Here is a 20,538-nt window from a genome sequence, read left to right as displayed (position 1 = left end):
GTCAGGTCGTCGCCGGGTCGGTGCCGCACACCGGCAGTGTCGGGCGTGGTCCGCCGTTCAGGGCCTGCAGGGCCCGCAGCTGGTCCTCCAGCCGGTCGGGTGCGGCGAGGAAGCGCAGGACCGCCTGGTGGAAGGCGTCGCGCAGGGCGGGGGGCATGGTGTCGGAGGCGTCCCAGCACAGACGGCGGTCGGAGCCGCGCAGGATCGAGCCGACCTTCCGCTTCAGGGGATCCTGCCGGCCGTCCGGCGCCGCGGCCTTCCGGTTGGCCGAGAAGTCGGGCAGCGCGGTGCCGGGGTCGGCCAGGAAGCGGATCAGCTGCCGGGCCTCGTCGGTCGCGTTCAGCATGGCCGCGAGGTCGCCGGAGACCTCCCACCGGCCCGCGTCACCGCCCGCGCCGGGGATCACCTCGGCGGAGTGGACGAAGTCGCCCTCGACACGCTTCCAGTGGGTGTCCCGGAACGACCCCTGGTGCTCCAGGCGCTGCCGCGGGCAGTCCTGGGCGAAGTCGTCCTGGAGCACCCGGTCGACGCGGGTCCTGTCGCCCGCGCCCACCATGTCGCCCCACGTCCGCCAGGCCCTGCGCACCCGGGGGTCCGTCCAGGCGATGCCGCCGGTCGCCCACTGCTCGTAGACCCGCGGGCCGGACTGCTGGAGCAGGACGTCCTCCACCCAGTCGGTGCCCGGCCAGCCGGAGGTCGCGCCGGACCCCATGGCGAGGCACCAGCCGCCCGGGTCGGCGGCGATCCGGGCGATCCGGTCCGCCGACAGGCCGCCCGCGTGCCAGACCATGCTCTTGAGGCCGGTCTTGACCGGCAGCCAGTAGGTGCGTTCCCGGCCGTCCTCGCCCGCCACCTTCGGCATCCACACACGGTCGTAGGAACCGGCCTCGAACAGGCCGTCCAGCGGCTCCAGCCGGCCCTCGGCCGCGTAGGCCATCAGCTCGCCCGGACCGGGCAGCACGGCCACGTCGGGCTGGGTCCCGGCAGCCAGGTCGGCGGCCAGCACCTGGCTCAGCGCGGAACTGCCCTGGTAGACGACGTCGATGCGGTACTCGTCCTCGAACCGCCGCATGGCGCGCTCGAACTGGTCCTTCTCGTCGCCGCTCCAGTTGGCGAGCACGGTCACCGACCCCGTCCAGCCGCGTGCCCACCGCACCCCCGTGACCACCCCGGCCGCGAGCAGGACCAGACAGACGCAGACGATGCCGAGCGTCCGGGGCCGGAGGCGTCTCATCGCGGCACCCTGAACCGGTACTCGGCGACGCGCGGCCACAGCCCCACCCATATCAGCGCCATCAGCAACGCCCCTCCCACCAGGATCCATGCGGACAGGGACGCCCAGAGACCGGCATCCGCCAGGTACCGCCCCACGTCCGCACCGGCCTCGGGGATCTCGTCCGCGGACCGGGTCGTGTCCAGCTCCGCGAGGGAGTCGCGCATCGCCGCGTGCGCCCGTACGGTGAACCAGCCGAGGACCGCCACCCCGCTCGCGCACAGCACCGTGGCGGCGAGCAGGGGCGGGTGCACCGCGCTGCGGAAGCGGAGCCGCGCGAACCGCTGCGCCTCCACCAGAGCCGCGCACAGGACGAGGCACAGCACCAGGACCGCCCCCCAGCCCAGCCGCAACGGCCAGGGGAAGGAGGCCTGTTCCCGGGCGACCCGCACCTGTTCGGCGCGCAGTTCGTCGAGGCGGTCGACGATGTCGTTCCGCCCTTGTTCGGCGTAGTGCAGGTAGGCCGCCCGCAGCGACGGGTCCGTCTCCTTGCCGGCCCGCTCCACCCAGGCCGAGTAGACGGTGATCAGTCCGGTGACGGTCTGCAGGGTGTGCCGGTCCGCCGGGCCGGTGACGTTCTCCGAGGCCGCGACGGCGATGCTCTGATGGGCGACCGACATCTGCGTGTGGAACTCACCGGTCGTGTCACCCGCCGCGCGCCCGTCGACGGCCGCGTGCGCCCGTTGCAGCGCGGTCCTCGCGGTGTCCACGGCCAGGATCCCCGGGGTGCTCGACGACGCCAGCGGCACCGTGTCGTCGTGCACGCCCCGGTAGGCGGCGAACAGGGCGACGGTGGTGACGGCCCCGAGGGCCAGCAGCAACCGGAGCCTGCGGGTCAGGTCCCGCCCGGTGGTGCTCACGGCCGCCCCCGGAGGCCGTGCCCGCACAGCGGGCAGAAACGTGCCGCCGCGGGCACCTCCCCCTCGCAGGCCGGGCACCGCAGCGTCGCCGCTCCCGGCCCGCCGGCGACCACCGGGTCGGCGGTGCCCGACGCGGGGCCGTACGTGCTGTGACTGCTGGCGGTGATCAGGTGCTCGAAGTCGACGGCCGCCACGCCGGGACGCAGCCGGACCCGCCCCGCCGCGGGGTCGTCGATCTCCACGAGCCGTTCCAGCCGGCCGAGCGACTGGTCGGCGCCGATGGCGTGGGCGAGCTGCACGGCCCTGCCCAGGTGGTGCTGTGCCGCGTCGCGCTCACCGTCGCGGTGGGCGTCGGTGGCGGCCGCGACGGCCTCGCCGAGCCGCTGGTGCTGCTCGAAGTGCTCGACGTGGATGTCGCTGTGCCCGGACAGCGCCGCGTCGTCGGTCCAGTGCACCAGGCACGGCCGGGGCGGCGTCAGTTCCACCCCCTCACCACCGGGAACGTCGAGGGACACCACCGCGAGCTGGAGGTCCTCCCCGCGGGGCCGCCCGGTGGGGTCGGCGGACAGGCACAGCTGGTAGCGGCGGGTCTCGTCGCCCCACGCCCGCGTGACGAACCGCCGCGTCCCGTCGCCGTCCGTGCCGACGGGATCGAGTTCGACCTCGGTGGGGAAGACCTGCTTGAGGTAGCGCACCCCGGCCCCGGCCATGGGGGTCACCGAGATCACCAGCTCGGGAAGCCGCTTGGCGAGCAGCCGGTGCATCACCTGCTCGTACTCGCGCGCGAGCGCCGCCTCGTCCTGCACGGAGGAGGCCCGGCCGTGCAGACGGCTGGTGATGCGCAGCAGCTCCCGGCCGTCCCAGCCGTCGCCGATGCCCCAGGCGTCGCACACGAAGCGCCCCGCGCAGGCCTCCAGGACGTCCGCCAGCGGCATCAGGTCGTCGTGCTGGTTCTTGCCGTCGGTCAGCAGCAGGACGTGCCCGATGGGCGCGTCCGCCTCCGTCAGCAGCCGGCGCGACAGGTCGAGCCAGCTGCCGATGCAGGTGCCGCCGCCCGCGACCAGGCGGTGCACGGCCCGCTCCGCCTCCGCACGGTGCCGGGCGTCCGCCCGTGCCATGGTCTCCGTCGGCGGGTACACCATGCTCGCCGACTGGGTGCCCCGGACCACGGCGAAGGGGGTGCCGTCGGGGAGCAGCCGCAGCGCCGCCACGGCGGCCTGGTGGGCCGCGCGCAGCTTCTCCTGCGGGTAGGCCATCGAACCGGAGCAGTCCACGGCCAGCACCTGTGCCAGCACGGGACCCGCGGCGCCGCCGTTCCCGGTGCCGTCCGCCCGGACGGTCACGATGGCGTGCATCTGCGGTTCGCGCGCTTGGCCGGACAGGTACTTCCACTGACTGATGTCGAGGCCGGCCGAGGTGCTCCTCGCCGCCCCCGCGCCGGCCGCCCCCGCGCCGGCCGGGTCTCTGTTCGCGGATGCCCCTGTGTTCACGGTGTCCGTGCTCCTCGCCCTCGTCGGCGGGCCGTCGGCCCGCTCCGGACCCGTCGGCGTGCCGCCCGCGGGTCTTGTCCCTTCACGGCGTCCGCCGCCATCCGCGCAGCACTTCCCGCAGGCCGACGGCCGGCGGCAGGACCGCGTACGCCCGGTCGAGCAGGTCGCCGCGCTCGGCGGCGTCACCCGCCTGGTCCGCGAGTCTCCTCAGCGAACGGGAGAACAGCGCGCTCAGCGCCCGCGGCGTGTCCACCGGACCGAACCGGTCACCGGCCGGGAAGCGTGGCCCCCAGCCGTCGGGCGGCCGGCAGGCGAAGGCGCTGCCGCGGATCTCGGCGAGCAGCCGGTCCCATGTCCCGCTGCCGGACAGGTGCTCCTCGAGCCGGGCCAGCCGCCGGTCCGCGTCGCCCAACTGCTCCACCGTGGGCCCGGAGGAGTCCAGCCGGCCGGTGAGCACCCGGATCGCGGCGACGCGCGCGGCGTCGTAGTGCCGTGAGGTGGTCGGCACCTCGTCGAGGACCGCGACGGCCCGGGCCCGGTCCCCGCGGCGCAGATGGAGCCGGGCGAGCCCGAACGCCGCGCTGCCCTGCGTACGGTCCCGGCGCCACACGGCCTCGTAGTAGGCCTCGGTCTGCCCTTCCGCGGCCGAGAGGTGCTCCGCGCAGAAACCGAGGGCCAGTTTCGGCGCCGACTCGCCGGGCAGCGAGGCGTAGACGGCGGCGAACTCGCCCTCCGCCCGCTGGACCTGACCACCCGTCAGCCAGCGCAGGCCCCGGTGCCAGTAGATCCGCCAGTCGTAGGCGCCGCTCTGCCGGTCGGCCCTGTCGAGCCACTGCCCCGCCCGGCCCGTGTCCCCGGCGTCGAGATAGGCGCGGCACAGCCACAGCGAGGTCTCCACCGTGTCGAGCGCCGGGTCCCGTTCGGCCCGTTCCGCGATGCGCTCCGGGCTGCCGGACACCAGACCGCCGAGCAGCACCGCGGCCGCGTCGTGCGGATCGGGGATCGGCACGGGCAGGGCCCGCGCGGTGTCCGCGGGATCCGGCGCGCCGAACGGCAGTTGCGGCACCCCGGGGCCGGAGCGCCCGGTCCAGTGGTCCAGTGCGGGGACCGTGCCGAGCGCCGCGCCGAAGACCGCCGCCGTCGGCTCGAACCGGGTGGAGCGCTCCGGGTACGGCTCGTGCCCGCTGAGCGCCTGGTGCTCGCGCAGCACCTCCCACAACTGGCGGGACATCTCGGCGGCGGAGCCGAACCGGGCCGCCCACTCGGCGTGGGTGGCGCGTCTGATCAGCGCGTCGAACGAACGGGCGGCCAGCCCGGCGGCCGGCTCGGCGCGGGCGGCGAGGGTCTCCAGCGTCTTGCCGACGGTGTACAGGTCGGTGTCGATGTGGAAGCCGCGCTCGTCGCGCTCCGGCTTCGCCGGCGCGTACCCCGACGTGTAGACGAGGCTGGAGGTGCGGTCGTCGGTCCGCCGGATCGCGCCGAGGTCGATGACCTTGATGTCGCGCCCGTAGTGGATGACGTTGTCGGGCTTCATGTCGCAGTACAGCAGCCCTTGGGCGTGCAGGTACTCCAGGGCGCCGAGGATCTTGCAGCCGTAGGTGATGACGTGGCCGATGCCGAAGGAGCCGCCGAACAGGTGCGCCAGTTCCTCCTCGGGGGCGCGCCGGATCCAGTCGAGCGAGCGGCCGCCCACGTACTCCATCACGAGGTAACCGGTGGGCTCCGTCTCGCCGGGCTCCTGGTGCTGCACGTACGTCACGATGCGCACGATGTCCCGGTGGTGGAGCGTGGTGAGCGAGCGGCGCTCCTCGACGGCCGACCGCCGGGCGACGGCGTCCCCGGTGTTGATCAGCCCCTTGAGGACGACGTGCAGGTCCGGCACCCTGGTGTCCTCCGCCAGGTAGACCCAGCCGATGCCGCCCACGTCGAGATAGCCGAGCACCCGGTAGTGGCCGCCGACCCGGTCGCCGGGCTTCAGCCTCGGTTCGAAGGAGTACTCCCGTCCGCACTGGGGGCAGTAGCCGCGGGTGAGGGCGGGGCCGCCGGCGTAGGTGACGCCGATGGTGCCGGCGCAGTTGTCGACGCCGCAGCGCCGGCCCCCGGTGGGCGGGCTGGCGGTGGTGGGCGCGGCCTCGGACGGGTCCGGGGAGGGGACGTACGGCAGGATCAGCAGGCCGTCGTTGTCGAGCGCGTCGGCGGCCGGACCGGCCGGCCGGCGCGCGGGCGCCTCGGGGGCGGCGGGCCGCGCCGGGGCCACCCGGGCCCGGCCGGGCGACCGGCGGTGGCAGGTGTCGCAGAAGCCGGTCACCATGATGACGCCGCCCGCGCAGTCGGGTCTCGGGCACGGCGCCGGTGGGGACGTCATGACGCGGAGGCACCTCCCTGTCCCTGTCGCCGCTCCGGTCCGCCGGACGCCCCGCGGTCGACGTGGCGGGTGTAGGCCTCCACGGCGGCCTCGGCGGCCCGCACGTCGCACGGCCTGGCCTGCAGCAGCTCGTGCGCGCGGAGCCGGAGGGCGTCCAGGGCCAGGTCCTCCTCCTCGCCCCGTACGGAGTCCAGGTGCAGGACGTGGTAGCCGCGCAGCCTGCCGTCCAGTTCCGCCCGTCGCTCGCGGAGCCGGTCGAGGGTGCCGATGGCCGTGGTCATCCGTGCGGCCACCCGGTCGGCGAGCCGCTCGTAGCGGGCCAGGTCCTGGTGCGGCCCGGCGTCGCCGTCCCGCGCGCGCCTGAGCGCCGCCAGTGCGGCGTGGGCTCTCACCAGGTCCGCGTCGGCGGGCCGGACGCCCTCGCCCCGTACGGCCGCCGTGCGCCGGCGCAGGGTCCGCGCCAGGGGGCCGGTGATCTGTTCCAGCCGCTCGACGAGACGCGCGAGGCGTTCCCGTCGCGGCTCGACGACCAGTTCGTGCCGGGCCCGGTGGTAGGTCGCGTCGGCGGTGCGGAAGACCAGCAGCAGACGGCTGCCCTTGGCCCGCAGGGTCTCCAGGAGGTCCAGGAGGGCCGGCGGGTCGGCTGCCTCGTCGACTCCGACGACGACCAGGGTGAGGGTGACGTCCGCGGCCCTGATGCGCTCGGCCACCGGATCGGCCGGATGCTGCCAGAGCCCCATGCGCTCGGCGATCCGCTCCCCGATCCGGTCCGAGGTGAGCCCCGCCGCGTCCACCGCCAGGTCGTGACCGCCGGCCGAGGGGACGGTGCCGGGCGGGTCGAGGGAGGCCCGGTTCACGGAGGCGGCGGTGCGCAACTCCCGGTCGGCCAGGGTGATGGCGCGGCGCAGGGTGGCGGACCGCACCGCGTCGTCGGCCGGCACGAGGCTGATCTTCACCTGCTGTCCGTCGTTCTGGAGCCAGTCGGCGAGGCGCTGGGCGAACGGCTCGTCGAGCAGGGCCTCCGCCGCGTCCTCGCGCGTGGACCTGAGCCGGTCGTCGACGGCCGTCCTTCCCCGGGTCCACCGGTCGGTCTGGGGCAGGTGCCGGACGATGGTCTCGGCCGGGCTCATGAAGGAGAACAGGTTCCCGTGCCGGTCGCCGATCCCGCTGAGGAGCATCCCGATGACCTTTCCGGTCAGGGTGTCCATCACGCCCGAGCCGCTGCATCCCGGACTGGCGAACTCGCCGGGGCTCGTCGGACTCAGCTGGACCTGCCCGTCGCGGCCGCAACCACCGACGATGCTGGCCCGGAACCAGATGCCGCCGTTGTGGTCGTGGGGGAAGCCGTACATCTGCACCGCGCGGTCGGGCGCGGAGAGCCGGTACAGCGGTGTCGTCTCGCCGGCGGGCCGCGGACGCTCGAGCCGCAGCAGTGCCACGTCACCGCTGGGATCCCCGTCGGCGTCCCGGGTGTTCGGCACGTACGCGTCCCCGTCGACCCACGCCGTCACCGAGGGCACGGCGCGGCCGGGCGCCGCTCCGACGAACTCCGCGGTGTACCGCGCACTCCTGTCCTCGACCACGTGCGCACAGGTGAGGACCCGGTCCGGGCTCAGCAGGATGCCGGCGCCCGCGATCCTCCCGTCCGCCCGCCGGATGCGCACCGCCCAGCAAGGCGTTTCGAGTGACGAACCATCATCGACACCCCCGTCGGCCGTCATACCACGACTATACGAGCGCTTGGTCCTGTCGCATACTGGGGCGACGTGAGATCAACGAGCTTATGGGGGTGGCGAGTTGACGGACGGGCCGGGATTCGTGGGGCTGACCGAGGTGATCCGCCAGATCCGGGGCGAACTGGAGCGGGCCCGCGACGAGGCACAGGGGCGGGCCCTGGGGTTCACCGTGGAGAAGGTGAGCCTGACGTTCACCGTGCAGGTCCACCAGTCCGGAACGGGTCGCGGCGGAGTGCGCATCGGTGTGGTGACGGCCGAACTCGGGGGCTCGGTGGACCGTCAGACGACCCATCAGGTGCAGGTCGAGCTGAAGCCCGAGACCAGCACGGGAGGACGGGTCTCGGTCAGCCGCGACGGGGGCCGGGCCGCCCCGGAGCGGAACGACGGAAGCGCCCGCTGACTACCTCGGCGGGGGCACGTCGCCGACGGCCCGCTTGAATTCGGGGCAGTCGACGATCGGTTCGTGGTCGCAGACGGCCGCGTGCCGCAGGCTGTCACGCAGTCGCGTGAGCCGGCCGATCTGCTCGTCGAGGTCGCTGGCCCTGGCCGCCATGCCCGTGCGCAGATCCGCGTCGGACGGCCGGGCCACGAGGAACCGGCCGATCTCGGCCACCGAGAAGCCGGCGCCGCGCGCACACATGATCAGCGCCAGGTGCTCCAGCACGTCCGGATGGTAGGTGCGGCGCAGGCCGTTGCGTCCCGCGGCGGCGATCAGGCCCTTCTTCTCGTAGAACCGCAACGCCGAGGGCGCCAGCCCGGTCCGCCCCGCGACCTCGGCGATGTCCAGCAGCGAATCGGTCACCGGCTCCTCCTTGACTTGAATCGCGGTTCAAGTCGCAGCCTAGTCCTCATGAAGATCCATCACCTCAACTGCGGTTCCGTGCGCACCGTCGAGGCCACCTACGACGGCCCCCCGCCCGCCCCCGCCGTGAACCACTGCCTGCTGCTGGAGACCGACGCCGACGGCCTGGTCCTGGTGGAGACGGGACTGGGACTCGATGACGTCCGTGACCCGGACGGCACCCTCGGGGCCGACTGGGTCGAGATGGCCCGGCCCCTCCTCGACGCGGAGGAGACGGCCGTCCGGCAGGTCGCCCGGCTGGGCCACGCACCGTCCGACGTGCGCCACATCGTCGTGACCCACCTGGACGTGGACCACAGCGGCGGCCTTCCCGACTTCCCCCACGCCCAGGTCCACGTGCTCGCCGGTGAACTCGCCGCGGCGCGCGCCGAGGCGCCCAGCTTCCGCTACCGGCCCGCCCACTGGGCCCACGGGCCGCGCTGGGTCACCTACGACGACGAGCCCGGCGAGCAGTGGTTCGGCTTCACCGCACTGCGGCCGAGGGGGCTGCCGCCGCAGATCCGGCTCGTGCCCCTCGGCGGTCACACCGCCGGACACACGGGAGTAGCCGTCCTCGACGGCGACCGATGGCTCCTGCACTGCGGCGACGCCTACTACTACCACCGAGAGATGGAGGACCTGAAGGAATCCCACCCGCTGCTGGACCTCGTCCAGACGGGCTCGCAGGTGCACCGGGACCTGCGACTCGGGACCCAGGCCCGACTGCGCGAACTGGTCCGTGACCACGGAGACCGGGTCGAGGTCTTCTCCGCCCACGACCCCTGGGAGCTGGCCCGCTACCAGAGCGGGTGACGCCGAAGCTGATCTGATGGCCAATCAATCAGCCTCCTCGCAGGGCGAGTTGTGCGGCTCCGCACCCGCGGAGCCGCACTCGTCCGGCCGCCCTGCGGGCGGACGCCGGGCGCGGTGCCGCCGGAGCGGAGGACTTTGACCGCATCGATGACAAAGTATGGACATGACAAGCAGAAGTCCCTTAGCTTTGCGGCGGAACCCGCAGCCCCTACCGCGGTAGACCGGAGCGACATCCGGCACGGTCCGGTCCCCAGTTCAGGAGGACCAATGCGCCAACGCCTGTTCCCCCGGGCCCGAAGACTCCTCGTTCCGCTGCTGACGTCGACCGTCCTCGCCGGCGGCGCCCTGGGCGCCCCGACCGCCGCCGCCGCACCCGCCGACATCCCGCAACAGGAGCCCGGAGTCACGCTCCGCGTGTACGACGTGCAGACCCCGCTGGACAAGATCTGCACCCTCAAACCGGGGCAGACCCCCAACCACGACAAGCTCATGCCGACGATCGACTGGTCCACGACCGCCGACTTCGGCGGGTTCGACGACCACTTCGTCACGGAGGCCACCGGCTACCTGGTCGCCCCGCGCGAGGGGTCGTACACGTTCCGCCTCACCAGCGACGACGGCTCACGGCTGGCCCTCGACGACGCCACCGTGATCGACCACGACGGACTCCACGGCGCCGAACCCGAGGACGGCACCGTCCACCTCACCGCGGGGCCGCACCCCCTGCGGATCGACCACTTCGAGCGGGACGGCGGGCAGGAGCTGCGGCTCGCCTGGAAACCGCCGGGCGCCGACGACTTCACCGTCGTCCCGCCCGAGGCGCTGAGCACCGACGCCGGTGTCGTCCGCGTGACGGCACCGGGACGCAAGGAGTGCGAGGCGAGCGGCGACTCCCCGGGCGACGGCCTGCCGCTCACCTCCGTACGGCCGGACCTCACGCTCACCGACCTGCGCCCCGAGGGTTTCCAGCCGCAGGTCAGCGGCATGGACTGGCTGCCCGACGGGCGTCTCGCCATCAGCACGTGGGGCGGCAGCGGCAACACCGCCGGAGAGGTGTACCTGCTCGACCACGTCACCGGCGCGACCAGCCGCGACAAGGTCACCGTGAAGAAGGTGGCGAGCGGACTGCGCGAACCCATGGGCATCAAGTACGCCGAGGGCGCGCTGTACGTCTCGCAGAAGCACGAACTGACCCGGCTGGTCGACCGCGACGGCGACGAGGTGACCGACGAGTACCGTACGGTCGCCACCTGGCCGTACGGGGGCAACTTCCACGAGTTCGCGTTCGGCCTGCTGTACCGCGACGGCCACTTCTACGTGAACCTCTCCGTCGCCATCGACCTCGGCGGCGCGACCACCACACCGCAGCCGGCGCCCGGCCGCGGAACCACGTACGAGGTGAACGCGAGGACGGGCCGGATCAGCCCCGTCGCGGGCGGTCTGCGCACCCCCAACGGGATCGGATGGGGCCCGGACGGCGGTCTGTTCGCCACCGACAACCAGGGCGGATGGCTGCCCTCGTCGAAGCTGGTCCAGATCAGGCAGGACCGCTTCTTCAACCACTACACCGAGCCCTCCGGCCCCTTCGAGGACGCCCCCGTCACCCAGCCGGTGCTGTGGCTGCCGCAGAACGAGATCGCCAACTCCCCTTCCACTCCGCTGTACCTGACGAAGGGACCGTTCGCCGGGCAGATGCTCATCGGCGACGTCACCTACGGAGGCCTGCAGCGGGCCTACCTGGAGAAGGTCAAGGGCGCCTACCAGGGAGCCGTCTTCCGCTACACGCAGGGCCTGGAGGCCGGGGTCAACCGCATCACCACGGGCCCCGACGGAGCGGTCTACGCCGGCGGCCTGGGCGCCGACGGCAACTGGGGCCAGGAGGGCAAGCTCAGGTTCGGCCTGCAGAAACTGACCCCCAACGGCGGCAACACCTTCGACATCCGGACCATGCGGGCCGTACCGGGCGGATTCGACCTGACGTACACCCAGCCGCTGTCCGCCGAGACCGCCGAGAACCTCGCCGGCCACTACCGGGCCGAACAGTGGCGCTACACGCCGACGGCCGACTACGGCGGACCGAAGATCGCCGAACGGCGGCTCGCCGTACGCTCGGCGACGCTCTCACGCGACGGCCGCACCGTCCGGCTGCTGCTGGACGGTCTGAAGCCCGGTCACGTGGTGCACGTGCGCTCCCCGCGTCCCTTCGCCTCCGCCTCCGGCGAGACGCTGTGGAGCACCGAGGCCTGGTACACGCTCAACGCGATGCCCGGCGCGCAGCCGCCGCCCGCCACCCTCTACGAGGCCGAGGAGGCCCGGCTCACCGGCCGGGCGGGGATCAACACCGACCACGCCGGCTACTCCGGCAGCGGCTTCGTCGACCGCTACGCCACCGAGGGCAAGGCGGCCACGACGTTCGACGTCACGGTCCCGAAGGCCGGCACCTACGACGTGAACCTGCGCTACTCCAACGGCCCGAACCCCTTCCAGGGCACCAAGTCCCTCTCGCTGTACGCCAACGGGGAGAAGGTGCGGCAGACGCCGCTCGCCCCCACCGGGGACTGGGACACCTGGTCCACCCGGACCGAACGCCTGACCCTGAGAGCCGGACCCAACACCGTCTCCTACCGGTACGACCCCGGCGACACCGGACACGTCAACCTCGACCTCATCACCGTGCACCCCCAGGGCGCCACCGTCACCCTCTTCGACGGCACCGCCGCCTCGCAGGACCGATGGCAGCACACGGACGGGCGGCCGACCGCCTGGCCGCTCGCCGGGGAGGCGTCGATGGAGGTGTGCTGCGGCGACCTCCGGACCAAGGACGCCTACCAGGACTTCGCCCTGCACCTCGAGTTCCGCGTCCCGCTCCTGCCCCCGGACGTGACCGGGCAGGACCGCGGCAACAGCGGCGTCTTCCTCCAGGACCGGTACGAACTGCAGATCCTCGACTCCTTCGGTGACACCTCCCCGGACACCGACGAGGCCGGGGCGATCTACCTGAGGAAACCACCCGACGTCAACGCGGCGACCGCGCCGGAGACCTGGCAGACGTACGACATCGTCTTCCGCGCCGCCCGCCACGACGCCGAAGGCCGCAAGACCGCCGACGCCCGGGTGACGGTGGTGTGGAACGGCACGAAGGTCCACGACGACATCACCCTCGACGGCCCCACCGCCTCGGGCCGGCCGGAGACCGCCGCGGCAGGGGCGATCCGCTTGCAGGACCACGGAAACAAGGTCCGGTTCCGCAACATCCACATCCAGCCCCTGACCTGACCTGGCCTGGTTCGACTTGGCCCGGTCCGACGCCGGCCCCCGGCGCACCGTAGTCGGCGGCGGGAACCGCCGCCGACCGCGGGACCGGGGGGAGGGAGAACACGCGGTCGCACCGGGTGCGCCGGTCGGTGCGACGCCGTCCGGGCCGCCCGGTGCCGGCCGCGCGCGGGGCATCGTGATCTGCTCCGGCCGCGGAAGCCGACGCTCGGGCCGCGCCGTCACCGCAGGGGACTTCGGCCGCCTCGTCCGGTCGGTGGATTCCCGGCTCCGGCCACGCGAGAATGCAGGCCTGCCGCAAGGCGGGCCGTCGTACCGCGGCCCGGCGGTGGCCGCCTTCCTCCCGCTCCACGAATACGAGGCCCCGATGACCGCTCCCCGCCGTCCCCTCGCCGCTCGCGCGGCCGCGTTCCGCGAGATGACCGACCGGGCCCGCATCGGGCGGCGCTCGGTACGCCGGCGTGCGGAGGGGATGACCGCGGCGGACGTCGCGCAGGCCCTCGAGGACGCCCGGTTCCTCGCACGCCAGGAGGCCCGGCACGAGCCGGTGACCGACGACGGGCGCGGCCGGGCGGAGCTGGCGGAGTGGGAACGCCTCGAACGGCTGCTCGCCGCCGCCGCTCCGAACGCCGTCTACGGCCCGGACCTCGACGACGTCGTCCAGGCGGAACTCGCCGCCGGAGCCGCATCCCCGACCGCCCGCGACGCGGCGTTGCGGGAAACCCCGCGGAGCGCGGTCGACGCCGACGGACTGCGAGAGCCGGGCGAGGACGACACGCCGGAGCGGACCGGTGAGACCCCGCGAGGGCGTCGCGGCCGCCCCTGACCGCCCGGCCCGCCCCCGCCGCATCCGGCGCCCACCGGCCTCCCGCCCCCGCCGCCTCGCCGTCCGTCCGACGGCGGGAGTCAGCGTCGGCCGCGGGCCTCCTGCGCCCACTTCTCGACGACGGGCACACAGGCGTCGGCGAAGTACTCGTAGTCGCCCGGCGTGTTGTAGACATGGGCGGACAGGCGCAGGTAACCGGTTCCCCCGAAGCTGGTGAAGGCGGCCTCGACGCCCAGCTCCGCGGTCGCCCGGTCGCGCAGGGCGTCGGCCTCGACCCGGCTGGTTCCCAACCCCTCCGGCAGCCGTACCAGACGCATCCCCGGGACGGGCATCCCGACGTCGACCGGCCCCGCCGGGCCGCCCGACGCCTCGAACGCGTCCGCCACCACCCGGGCGCCGTACTCCGCCAGTTCGTCCATGTACCCGCGGGCGGCGTCCCAGCCCCAGGTGCCCTCGATGAAGTCCAGTGCCGCCGGAGCCGCGAGGCAGCCGGTCGCGTCGAGCGTGCCCTGCTGGTCGAAACGGTCCGGGAAGGGTTCGGCGGCGCTCCAGGAGTCGATCAGCGGACGCAGTTCCTCGCGCAGCGGACCGCGGGCCACGAGAGCGGCGGTGCCCCGCGGCGCGCACCCCCACTTGTGGAGGTTGCCGACCCAGGCGTCGCAGACCAGGTCCTCCAGGGGCGCGGCGAGCAGGCCGGGGGCGTGCGCGCCGTCCACGAGCAGCGGGATGCCGCGCCGGGCCGCCTCCTCGCCGACACGGCCGGCCGGCAACAGCCGTGCCGTGGCGGAGGTGATCTGGTCCAGGACGATGAGCGCGACCCGTTCGTCCACCTCGGACAGCACCGCCGCGCACGCCTGCCCGGCGTCGGCGTCGAGCGGTACGCGGGCGGTGCGCACGCGTCCGCCCCAGCGCCGGGCGAGCCGCGCGGCGCCCATGGTGACGGCGCCGTAGCCGTGGTCGGTGACCACGATGTCGCCGCCCGGACGCGCGGCGAGGGCGGCGTACACGACGCTCGCGCCGGCGCTCGCGTTGGGTACGACCGCCAGGTCCCGCGCCGATACCCGCAGGTGGTCGGCGAGCGCGGTCCGGGCGGCGGCGATCCGGCCGGGCAGCCGCGGGAACCAGACGACCGGGGCCCGCTCCATCTCGTCCCGCAGCGCGCTCTGCCGCTCCTGCGCCACGCGGGGGACCGCCCCGAACGAGCCGTGGTTGAGGTGCCGCATCCCGGGGTCGAGGGTCCAGGCCGATGCGGCGTCCCGGCCGTCGGCCAGCAGCAGGGGACGGGGCGGGGCGGGTGCGCGGGTCTCGGTCATGTGAATCCTGACGTCGGCGGCCGGACGGCCGTACGGCCGGGACGCGCGTCACGATACCCACGCCTCGCTGTCGTCCGGCGGTGGGGGAGAAGGTGATCGCAGGGTTTCGCGCAGGAGGGCGACGGCCGGCGGGATCTCCGTGTCGGCGATGTTGCCGTTGTCATTGCTGAGCCCTGAGCCCTGAGCCCTGAGCCCTGAGCCCTGAGCCCCGAGGCCGGTCGGCGACCTCGCGGGCGCTCACCGGGCCACTGGTGATTCAGCCGATGGCGCCCGCGTCCCGCCCCATGACTCTGGTCGGGTCAGGCACCCGCAACCCCGCACCCCTGTCAGGAGACCCTCATGCGTCGTCGTTCCCCACGTCGGCTTCTCGGCGTTCTCGCCGCCGCCACGGCCGCACTCACCCTGTTCTCCTCGGCGTCGACGGCCGGCGCCGCCGACTCCGCGACCACGACGGCCCGCACCGCCGCCGCGGCGCAGTCGCCGGACACGGCCGCCGGAGTGCTGTCGACCAGCACGCCCGTCGTCTTCGTGCACGGATACACCGGCGACGCGTCCAACTGGGTCACGGCCATGAGCGTCTTCCGGCTCAACGGCTGGGACAGCTCCGACCTGTTCGCCTACGAGTACAACTCCTACGGCAACAACATCACCAACGCCCAGGGCCTCGCCACCTTCGTCGACAACGTGAAGGCGCGGACCGGAGCGAGCAAGGTCGCGATCGTCAACCACTCGATGGGCGGCCTGGTCAGCCAGTACTACCTGAAGGTGCTGGGCGGCAACACCAGCGTCAGCCACCTCGCCTCGATCGCCGGCGCCAACCACGGGACCACGTACGCCGGTGCCTGCCTGATCTACACGACGTGCCAGCAGATGTACCCGGGCTCCTCGTTCATCTCCCAGATCAGCTCGGGCGACGAGACGCCGGGCACCACCAGGTACGCCACCTGGTACTCGGCGTGCGACGGCATCATCCTGCCGTACACCAGCACCCGGCTGGACGGTGCGACCAACAACAACGTGCTCTGCCAGACCCACATCGGGTTCCTCGCGGACACGGTCGTGCTCGGTCAGATCGCCCGCTTCGTCGCGTCCTGACGCGTCGCGCGATCGGGACCCCGGCCGTCGACGGCCGCCCGTGAAGCGGACCGCGCTCGACGCGCCTCGTCCCCGGCACCCGCCGGGGACGAGGCGTTCGCGGGTGTCCTTGCGGGTCAGTGACCGACCCGGAAGGTCGCGTCCTGCCGGTCCGTGGCCGTGGCGGGCGGGTCGATGCGCAGCACGTAGTTCGCGTGGCGGATGTAGCGGGTCGGGTGGTTGTACGACCGGAACGACGCCCAACTCGCGTCCGCCAGGCCCGCCGTGCGGTAGAAGGTGGCGTCCGCCGCGAACGCCGACGTGCCGTCGGGGACGTCCAGTCGGAGCTGGTAGGCGTAGTGGCGCAGGTAGCGGGTCGGGTGGTTGACCGACTGGAAGGAGACCCCCGCGCTGTCGGCGAGGCCGGGGACGAGTCTCCACTGGGAGTCGGCGGGTGGGTCGACGGGGTACTCGTCGATGCGGCCCACGTAGTTCGCGTGGCGGACGTAACGAGCCGGGTGGTTGTAGGACTTGAGGCGGTTCCAGGTGGGCGCGCCCCACGTGGCGACGAGGTTGTCGTACTGGGCGGCCGTGATCGCCGTGATGCCGCAGTGCTTTGAGTTGAGCGGCTGCGTGTAGGTCCGCTGGTCGAGCGCCGTCCAGGTGCCCGACGAGAGGTCGGTGGACTGCCAGACGTAGAAGACCCCGTTGGGGGTGTAGGTGTCTCCGTACAGGAACCAGGTGTTCGACGTCAGGGACTTGACGAGGGTCGGGGCCTCGGTGCCGCCGTGAGCGACGCCGGTGGTGAACTCCGTGAAGCTGCCCGGGGCGAGGGAGGTGGACCGCGCTCCGACGAGCGTCTGGTTCTTCTTGAAGTAGAGGTGGTTGACCCCGTTCACGCCGACGGCCATGTCACCGTCGATGACGTCGTAGCCGGGGTCGAAGAAGACCTGCGGGGCGGAGGCGGTGAGGAAGTCGGTCGTGTGGTTGACCATGATGACGTTGTGGCCGCTGGAGTCGACCGCGGAGTAGATCACCGCGTACTGGCCGCGTCCCGCGTCCCAGAAGGCCTCGGGCGCCCAGGAGTGCGTGTTCATGTCGTGCAGCCTCAGCCGGTGGTAGCCGGTGAAGGTGCGCAGGTCGGTGGAGTACCAGACGTGGATGTACTGGCTGACGTAGTTCCAGTCCGTGCCCTTCAGATCGGTGGCGAGGACCACGAAGGTGCCGTCCTGCTTGCGCAGGACGAACGGGTCGCGCAGCCCGAGCGCGCCCTCGGTGGGCGTGACCACCGGGTTGTTCTGGTTGAGCGGCATCCAGTTCAGGGCGTCCGTGCTGACGGCGAGATGGAGGCCGTAGTCGGTGCCCTCGCCCAGGGTGGTCGACTCGGTGAAGTAGGACATGACGTACGCCGAGTCGGCCGCGCGGGCGGTGCCGGCTCCGAGGGCCAGCGCGCCGGTCACGGCGAGGGGCGTCGCGGCGGCCATGCCGAGGACATGACGGCGGGAGGGGTGGGGGTGGGGGGTCATGCGTTCTCCAAGGGGTGTGCGGGGCCCTCAGGACGACGTCAAGGGAGGCGGAGGGGTGGAGCGGGGCGGAAGATCTGGCCGATATGTCGAACGTAGTTCGGGAAGCCGGTCAGAAGGTAGGGCGTCACTCCTCGCGCGTCAATCACCTCGGTCGTCATCGGTGCTTCCCGTGCGCTCGCGCCCCACGCGGAAGCCTCCGAGGAGCGCCACGAAGCCCCTGGGCGGAAACGGGCGAAACCCGTGGGTGGACGGGCCGTCGACGCCGTAGTCTGCGCGGATGACCACCGTTTCCGTGGACCGCCTTGCGCGTGCGTGCGTCTCCGTCGGCGACCTGATCGCCGGGATCCGCCCCGAGCAGTGGGAGGCGCCGACGCCGTGCACCGAATGGAACGTGCGCGATGTGGTCCGCCACCTCGTCGGCATGGACCTGGTGTTCGCCGCCATGATCGAGGGCGGCCCGATGCCCGAGCCGGCGGCGGACCCTCTCGGTGACGACCCCGTGGCGGCCTACCGGGCCTCCAGTGCCGCCCTGCGGGCCGCCTTCGCCGGGACCGGAGTGCTCGAGCGCGATTTCCGCGGTCCCCTGGGGAGCGCCACGGGCGCGGAGCGCCTGCAGATCCGCCTGTACGACCTGCTCGCTCACGGATGGGACCTCGCCCGGGCCACCGGGATCCCGGCCCGGCTGCCCGACGACCTGGCGGAGGAGTCCCTGGCGTTCGCTCGGGACCGGCTCCCCTCCCCGTCGCGGACGGGTCGCTTCGCCGAGCCGCAGCCCGTCGCGCAGACGGCTCCGGCCGTCGACCGGCTCGCCGCGTTCCTGGGCCGGCCGGTGCCCTGGCGGCCGTGAGAGCGGCATCCGGTCGGTCTGCGGCTCACGTCCCGCCCGCGTCCGGGTCGTTCACCCGCCCGGTGGGCGCGCCCCGTGCCCGGACCGCGTGTCAGCGCGCGGGGGGCGCGGCGTGCGGGCGACAGCGTACGGCGAGGGCCGCCACGTCGTCGTCGAGTCTGCCGCCGGCGTAGCGGAGCAGGTCCGCGTGCAGTTCGTCCAGCAGCTCACGGGGCGGGGCCGCGTCGTGCCGGCGCACCCAGTCCGGCAGCGGGAAGAACTCGCCGGCGCGGTCGCGGGTTTCCGTGACGCCGTCGGTGTAGAGCAGCATCTGATCGCCGGGGGAGAAGGCCACGGTGTCGACGTGATAGTGGTCCCCGAGGAGCCCCGAGAGATTGAGGGGCGTGGAGGGACGGGTGGGATCGAGGACGTCGATCCGTCCGCTGCGCACGAACACCGGCGGTGGATGCCCGCAGTTGAGGATCCTGACGCGCCCGCCGCCGTCCGGGATCTCGGCGATCAGGGCGGTGGCGAAGTGCTCCGGCTCGTCATCGGCGGGGATCGCGGCGCTGTAGCGGGACATGGTGATCTGCAGGCGGCGGACCAGGCCCCTCAGGTCGGGCTGGTCGTGCGCGTTCTCCCGGAAGCAGTTGATCACCGCCGCGGCCGCCCCCACCGCCGACAGGCCCTTGCCGCGCACGTCGCCGATGAGCAGGCGGACCCCGTACGGAGTGTCGGCGACCTCGTAGAAGTCGCCCCCGATCCGGGCCTGCTCCTGGGCCGCCCGGTACAGCGACTCGATCTCGATGTCGTGGAGGCGGTGCGGCAGCGGGCGCAGCAGCACTTTCTGCGCCGCGTCGGCGACGAGCCGGACCTGGAAGAGCGTCTCCTCCCGCTGGAGTCGCAGATGACTCGCGTAGGCGGCGGCGAGGGTGACGGCGGCGATCGCGGCAACCGTGTACGGCGTCCCCAGGTCGGAGTGGACGAAGCTGAGGCCGATCATGATCAGCAGGCACGCCGTCCCCAGCAGGACCGTCGGGAGAACCGGCCACACCGCGGCCGCGAGCGCGGGTGCCGCGGGCAGGAGACGGCTGAAGGCGATCTCCCGGGGGGTGGAGAACGCCAGGGCGGTGATCAGGACGGTGACGAGGACCGGGGACAGCAGTACGGCCTGGCGTTGCGCGCCGCGGGGAGGACGGTGACGGCGTCTGGACCGTACTGATCTGATCATGAATTCGATCATATCGGTACAAAACGGGCAGGTGTCGGTTCGTCGCCCGCCCGCCGCTCGTCCGCCGTTCCCGCGCACCCGGCCGCACACGCTGACCGCGGTCGAGGACTGGTCGTCGCGTGCGGCCGATGCGAGGTGGCCGGGGCACCTCACGGCCCGTCGTCGCGCAGACCTCCGGTCAGACCCGCTCCAGGGGCCGGTGCGGCCCGGCGGGGAGCTCCACCGTGATCACGTCGCCCGGACGCACCACGCCGCCCTCCCTCACGACGCTCATGATGCCTGCCTTGCGCACGACCCTCCCGGCTTCGTCACGGCCGACGACCTGCTTGAGCAGCCCTTCCTCGAAGGTGTCGATCTGCAGGCAGGGATTGCGCAGCCCCGTCACCTCCAGCACGGCCTCGCCGATGCGCAGCAGCGTGCCGACCGGCAGGCCGAGCAGATCGATGCCACGGGTGGTGATGTTCTCGCCGAGGTCACCGGGTGCCACCGTGAAACCCGCCGCGCCCACCTCGGCGAAGAGCTCCTCGTGGAGGAGGTGGACCTGGCGCAGGTTGGGCTGCGTGGGGTCCTGCGCGATCCGCGACCGATGCTTGACGGTCACGCCCGCGTGCACGTCACCCTCCACGCCGAGCCCGGCGAGCAGGGTGACGCTGTCCCGGTTCGGCTTGGTGAACGCGTACTCGCCGTTGCTGCTGACCGCCGTGACCGTTCCGTACATCCCCGGAGCCCCCTCCTCGACGACCGTGACCGGCTACGACCCTAACCGTCGGACGCCCGGGGCGCAGTGGCCCGGTCCGTCGCGGCAGGCTCCGTGGACCGTCCCGTGAAAATTTCGGGGAATGGTCGTGGGAGTCGGGGGTAGGCGGGTGCTTGCGGGGAAGACGGGCCGGCGACGACGGACCGGTGGTGTCTTGGTTGACCGATTGGGAGGGGCACATGATGACGACGACCGTGCAGGCCGCTGGGACGGTGGACGTTCCGGAGATCGCCGATCCTTCCAAGGTGGCGCCGCGGGACGCGCGGGAGTTGTCGAAGGTGTTCTTCGGGCGGCTGGCGGTGCTGGAGGAGGGCACGCCCGAGTACCAGTACGC

The 20,538-nt window shown here is 73.1% G+C and carries 16 protein-coding genes and 1 pseudogene; 7 read left to right on the top strand and 10 right to left on the bottom strand.

Features of this window, described 5'->3' with window-relative positions; genetic code table 11:
* Position 1: 1 nt before the first annotated feature.
* The 5 genes from ACH4N1_RS21675 to ACH4N1_RS21655 all read right to left on the bottom strand — a co-directional run bounded on the left by ACH4N1_RS21675 (position 2) and on the right by ACH4N1_RS21655 (position 7,709).
* Positions 2 to 1,234: an ABC transporter substrate-binding protein gene (locus tag ACH4N1_RS21675; protein WP_398099225.1), complete on the bottom strand. Its 1,233-nt coding sequence runs from the start codon at positions 1,232 to 1,234 to the stop codon at positions 2 to 4.
* On the bottom strand, positions 1,231 to 2,133 hold the full coding sequence (locus ACH4N1_RS21670; RefSeq protein WP_398099224.1) for a hypothetical protein: 903 nt from the start codon (positions 2,131 to 2,133) through the stop codon (positions 1,231 to 1,233). Before ACH4N1_RS21670 ends, ACH4N1_RS21675 begins: the two co-directional genes overlap by 4 nt.
* On the bottom strand, positions 2,130 to 3,623 hold the full coding sequence (locus ACH4N1_RS21665; RefSeq protein WP_398099222.1) for a VWA domain-containing protein: 1,494 nt from the start codon (positions 3,621 to 3,623) through the stop codon (positions 2,130 to 2,132). Before ACH4N1_RS21665 ends, ACH4N1_RS21670 begins: the two co-directional genes overlap by 4 nt.
* Positions 3,624 to 3,705: 82 nt before the next feature.
* The gene (locus ACH4N1_RS21660) at positions 3,706 to 5,988 is read right to left on the bottom strand and encodes a tetratricopeptide repeat protein (protein ID WP_398099220.1); all 2,283 of its coding nucleotides are present in this window, start codon (positions 5,986 to 5,988) and stop codon (positions 3,706 to 3,708) included.
* Positions 5,985 to 7,709 (bottom strand): trypsin-like serine peptidase, encoded by a 1,725-nt coding sequence (locus tag ACH4N1_RS21655; protein WP_398099218.1) that lies wholly within the window; start codon positions 7,707 to 7,709, stop codon positions 5,985 to 5,987. Before ACH4N1_RS21655 ends, ACH4N1_RS21660 begins: the two co-directional genes overlap by 4 nt.
* A gap of 76 nt (positions 7,710 to 7,785) precedes the next feature.
* Here ACH4N1_RS21655 and ACH4N1_RS21650 point away from each other — a divergent pair, with 76 nt between their 5' ends.
* On the top strand, positions 7,786 to 8,124 hold the full coding sequence (locus ACH4N1_RS21650; RefSeq protein ID WP_398099216.1) for a trypco2 family protein: 339 nt from the start codon (positions 7,786 to 7,788) through the stop codon (positions 8,122 to 8,124).
* Here the strand turns inward: ACH4N1_RS21650 and ACH4N1_RS21645 are convergent, their stop codons facing one another.
* A complete protein-coding gene (locus ACH4N1_RS21645) occupies positions 8,125 to 8,526 on the bottom strand; it encodes a MerR family transcriptional regulator (protein ID WP_398099214.1) in 402 nt (133 codons plus the stop codon).
* 48 nt (positions 8,527 to 8,574) lie between these two features.
* Between ACH4N1_RS21645 and ACH4N1_RS21640 the strand changes: the two genes are divergently transcribed.
* From ACH4N1_RS21640 to ACH4N1_RS21630, 3 genes are all read left to right on the top strand, one after another.
* A complete protein-coding gene (locus ACH4N1_RS21640; protein ID WP_398099213.1) occupies positions 8,575 to 9,378 on the top strand; it encodes an MBL fold metallo-hydrolase in 804 nt (267 codons plus the stop codon).
* Between the two features lie 267 nt (positions 9,379 to 9,645).
* On the top strand, positions 9,646 to 12,654 hold the full coding sequence (locus tag ACH4N1_RS21635) for a family 16 glycoside hydrolase (RefSeq protein WP_398099211.1): 3,009 nt from the start codon (positions 9,646 to 9,648) through the stop codon (positions 12,652 to 12,654).
* A 364-nt stretch (positions 12,655 to 13,018) separates the two neighbouring features.
* Complete coding sequence (locus ACH4N1_RS21630) at positions 13,019 to 13,477, top strand: hypothetical protein (RefSeq protein WP_398099209.1); 459 nt, start codon at positions 13,019 to 13,021, stop codon at positions 13,475 to 13,477.
* Positions 13,478 to 13,557: 80 nt separating this feature from the next.
* Here the strand turns inward: ACH4N1_RS21630 and ACH4N1_RS21625 are convergent, their stop codons facing one another.
* A complete protein-coding gene (locus tag ACH4N1_RS21625; RefSeq protein ID WP_398099207.1) occupies positions 13,558 to 14,790 on the bottom strand; it encodes an aminotransferase class V-fold PLP-dependent enzyme in 1,233 nt (410 codons plus the stop codon).
* A 339-nt stretch (positions 14,791 to 15,129) separates the two neighbouring features.
* On the opposite strand from ACH4N1_RS21625, the gene ACH4N1_RS21620 reads away from it, so the two are divergent.
* Positions 15,130 to 15,885 carry an esterase/lipase family protein gene (locus ACH4N1_RS21620; RefSeq protein ID WP_398099205.1) on the top strand — a complete coding sequence of 252 codons (756 nt, stop codon included), beginning with the start codon at positions 15,130 to 15,132 and terminating at the stop codon, positions 15,883 to 15,885.
* Between the two features lie 116 nt (positions 15,886 to 16,001).
* Here ACH4N1_RS21620 and ACH4N1_RS21615 read toward each other — a convergent pair whose 3' ends face one another.
* Positions 16,002 to 17,390 carry a glycoside hydrolase family 43 protein gene (locus ACH4N1_RS21615; RefSeq protein ID WP_398099203.1) on the bottom strand — a complete coding sequence of 463 codons (1,389 nt, stop codon included), beginning with the start codon at positions 17,388 to 17,390 and terminating at the stop codon, positions 16,002 to 16,004.
* 277 nt (positions 17,391 to 17,667) lie between these two features.
* Between ACH4N1_RS21615 and ACH4N1_RS21610 the strand changes: the two genes are divergently transcribed.
* Positions 17,668 to 18,237, top strand: coding sequence for a TIGR03086 family metal-binding protein (locus ACH4N1_RS21610; protein WP_398099201.1), 570 nt, complete (start codon positions 17,668 to 17,670; stop codon positions 18,235 to 18,237).
* A gap of 91 nt (positions 18,238 to 18,328) precedes the next feature.
* Here ACH4N1_RS21610 and ACH4N1_RS21605 read toward each other — a convergent pair whose 3' ends face one another.
* Positions 18,329 to 19,447 (bottom strand): PP2C family protein-serine/threonine phosphatase, encoded by a 1,119-nt coding sequence (locus tag ACH4N1_RS21605; protein ID WP_398099199.1) that lies wholly within the window; start codon positions 19,445 to 19,447, stop codon positions 18,329 to 18,331.
* A gap of 178 nt (positions 19,448 to 19,625) precedes the next feature.
* Positions 19,626 to 20,165, bottom strand: coding sequence for an MOSC domain-containing protein (locus ACH4N1_RS21600; protein ID WP_398099197.1), 540 nt, complete (start codon positions 20,163 to 20,165; stop codon positions 19,626 to 19,628).
* Between the two features lie 197 nt (positions 20,166 to 20,362).
* Between ACH4N1_RS21600 and ACH4N1_RS21595 the strand changes: the two are divergent.
* Positions 20,363 to 20,538, top strand: a pseudogene (locus ACH4N1_RS21595) (RNA polymerase sigma factor SigF); the annotation flags it as partial.

Source organism: Streptomyces sp. NPDC017202 (assembly GCF_044331705.1).
Classification (GTDB): Bacteria; Actinomycetota; Actinomycetes; order Streptomycetales; family Streptomycetaceae; genus Streptomyces.
Note: the sequence above shows the minus strand (reverse complement) of the source record. Positions and strands in the feature narration are given on the sequence as shown.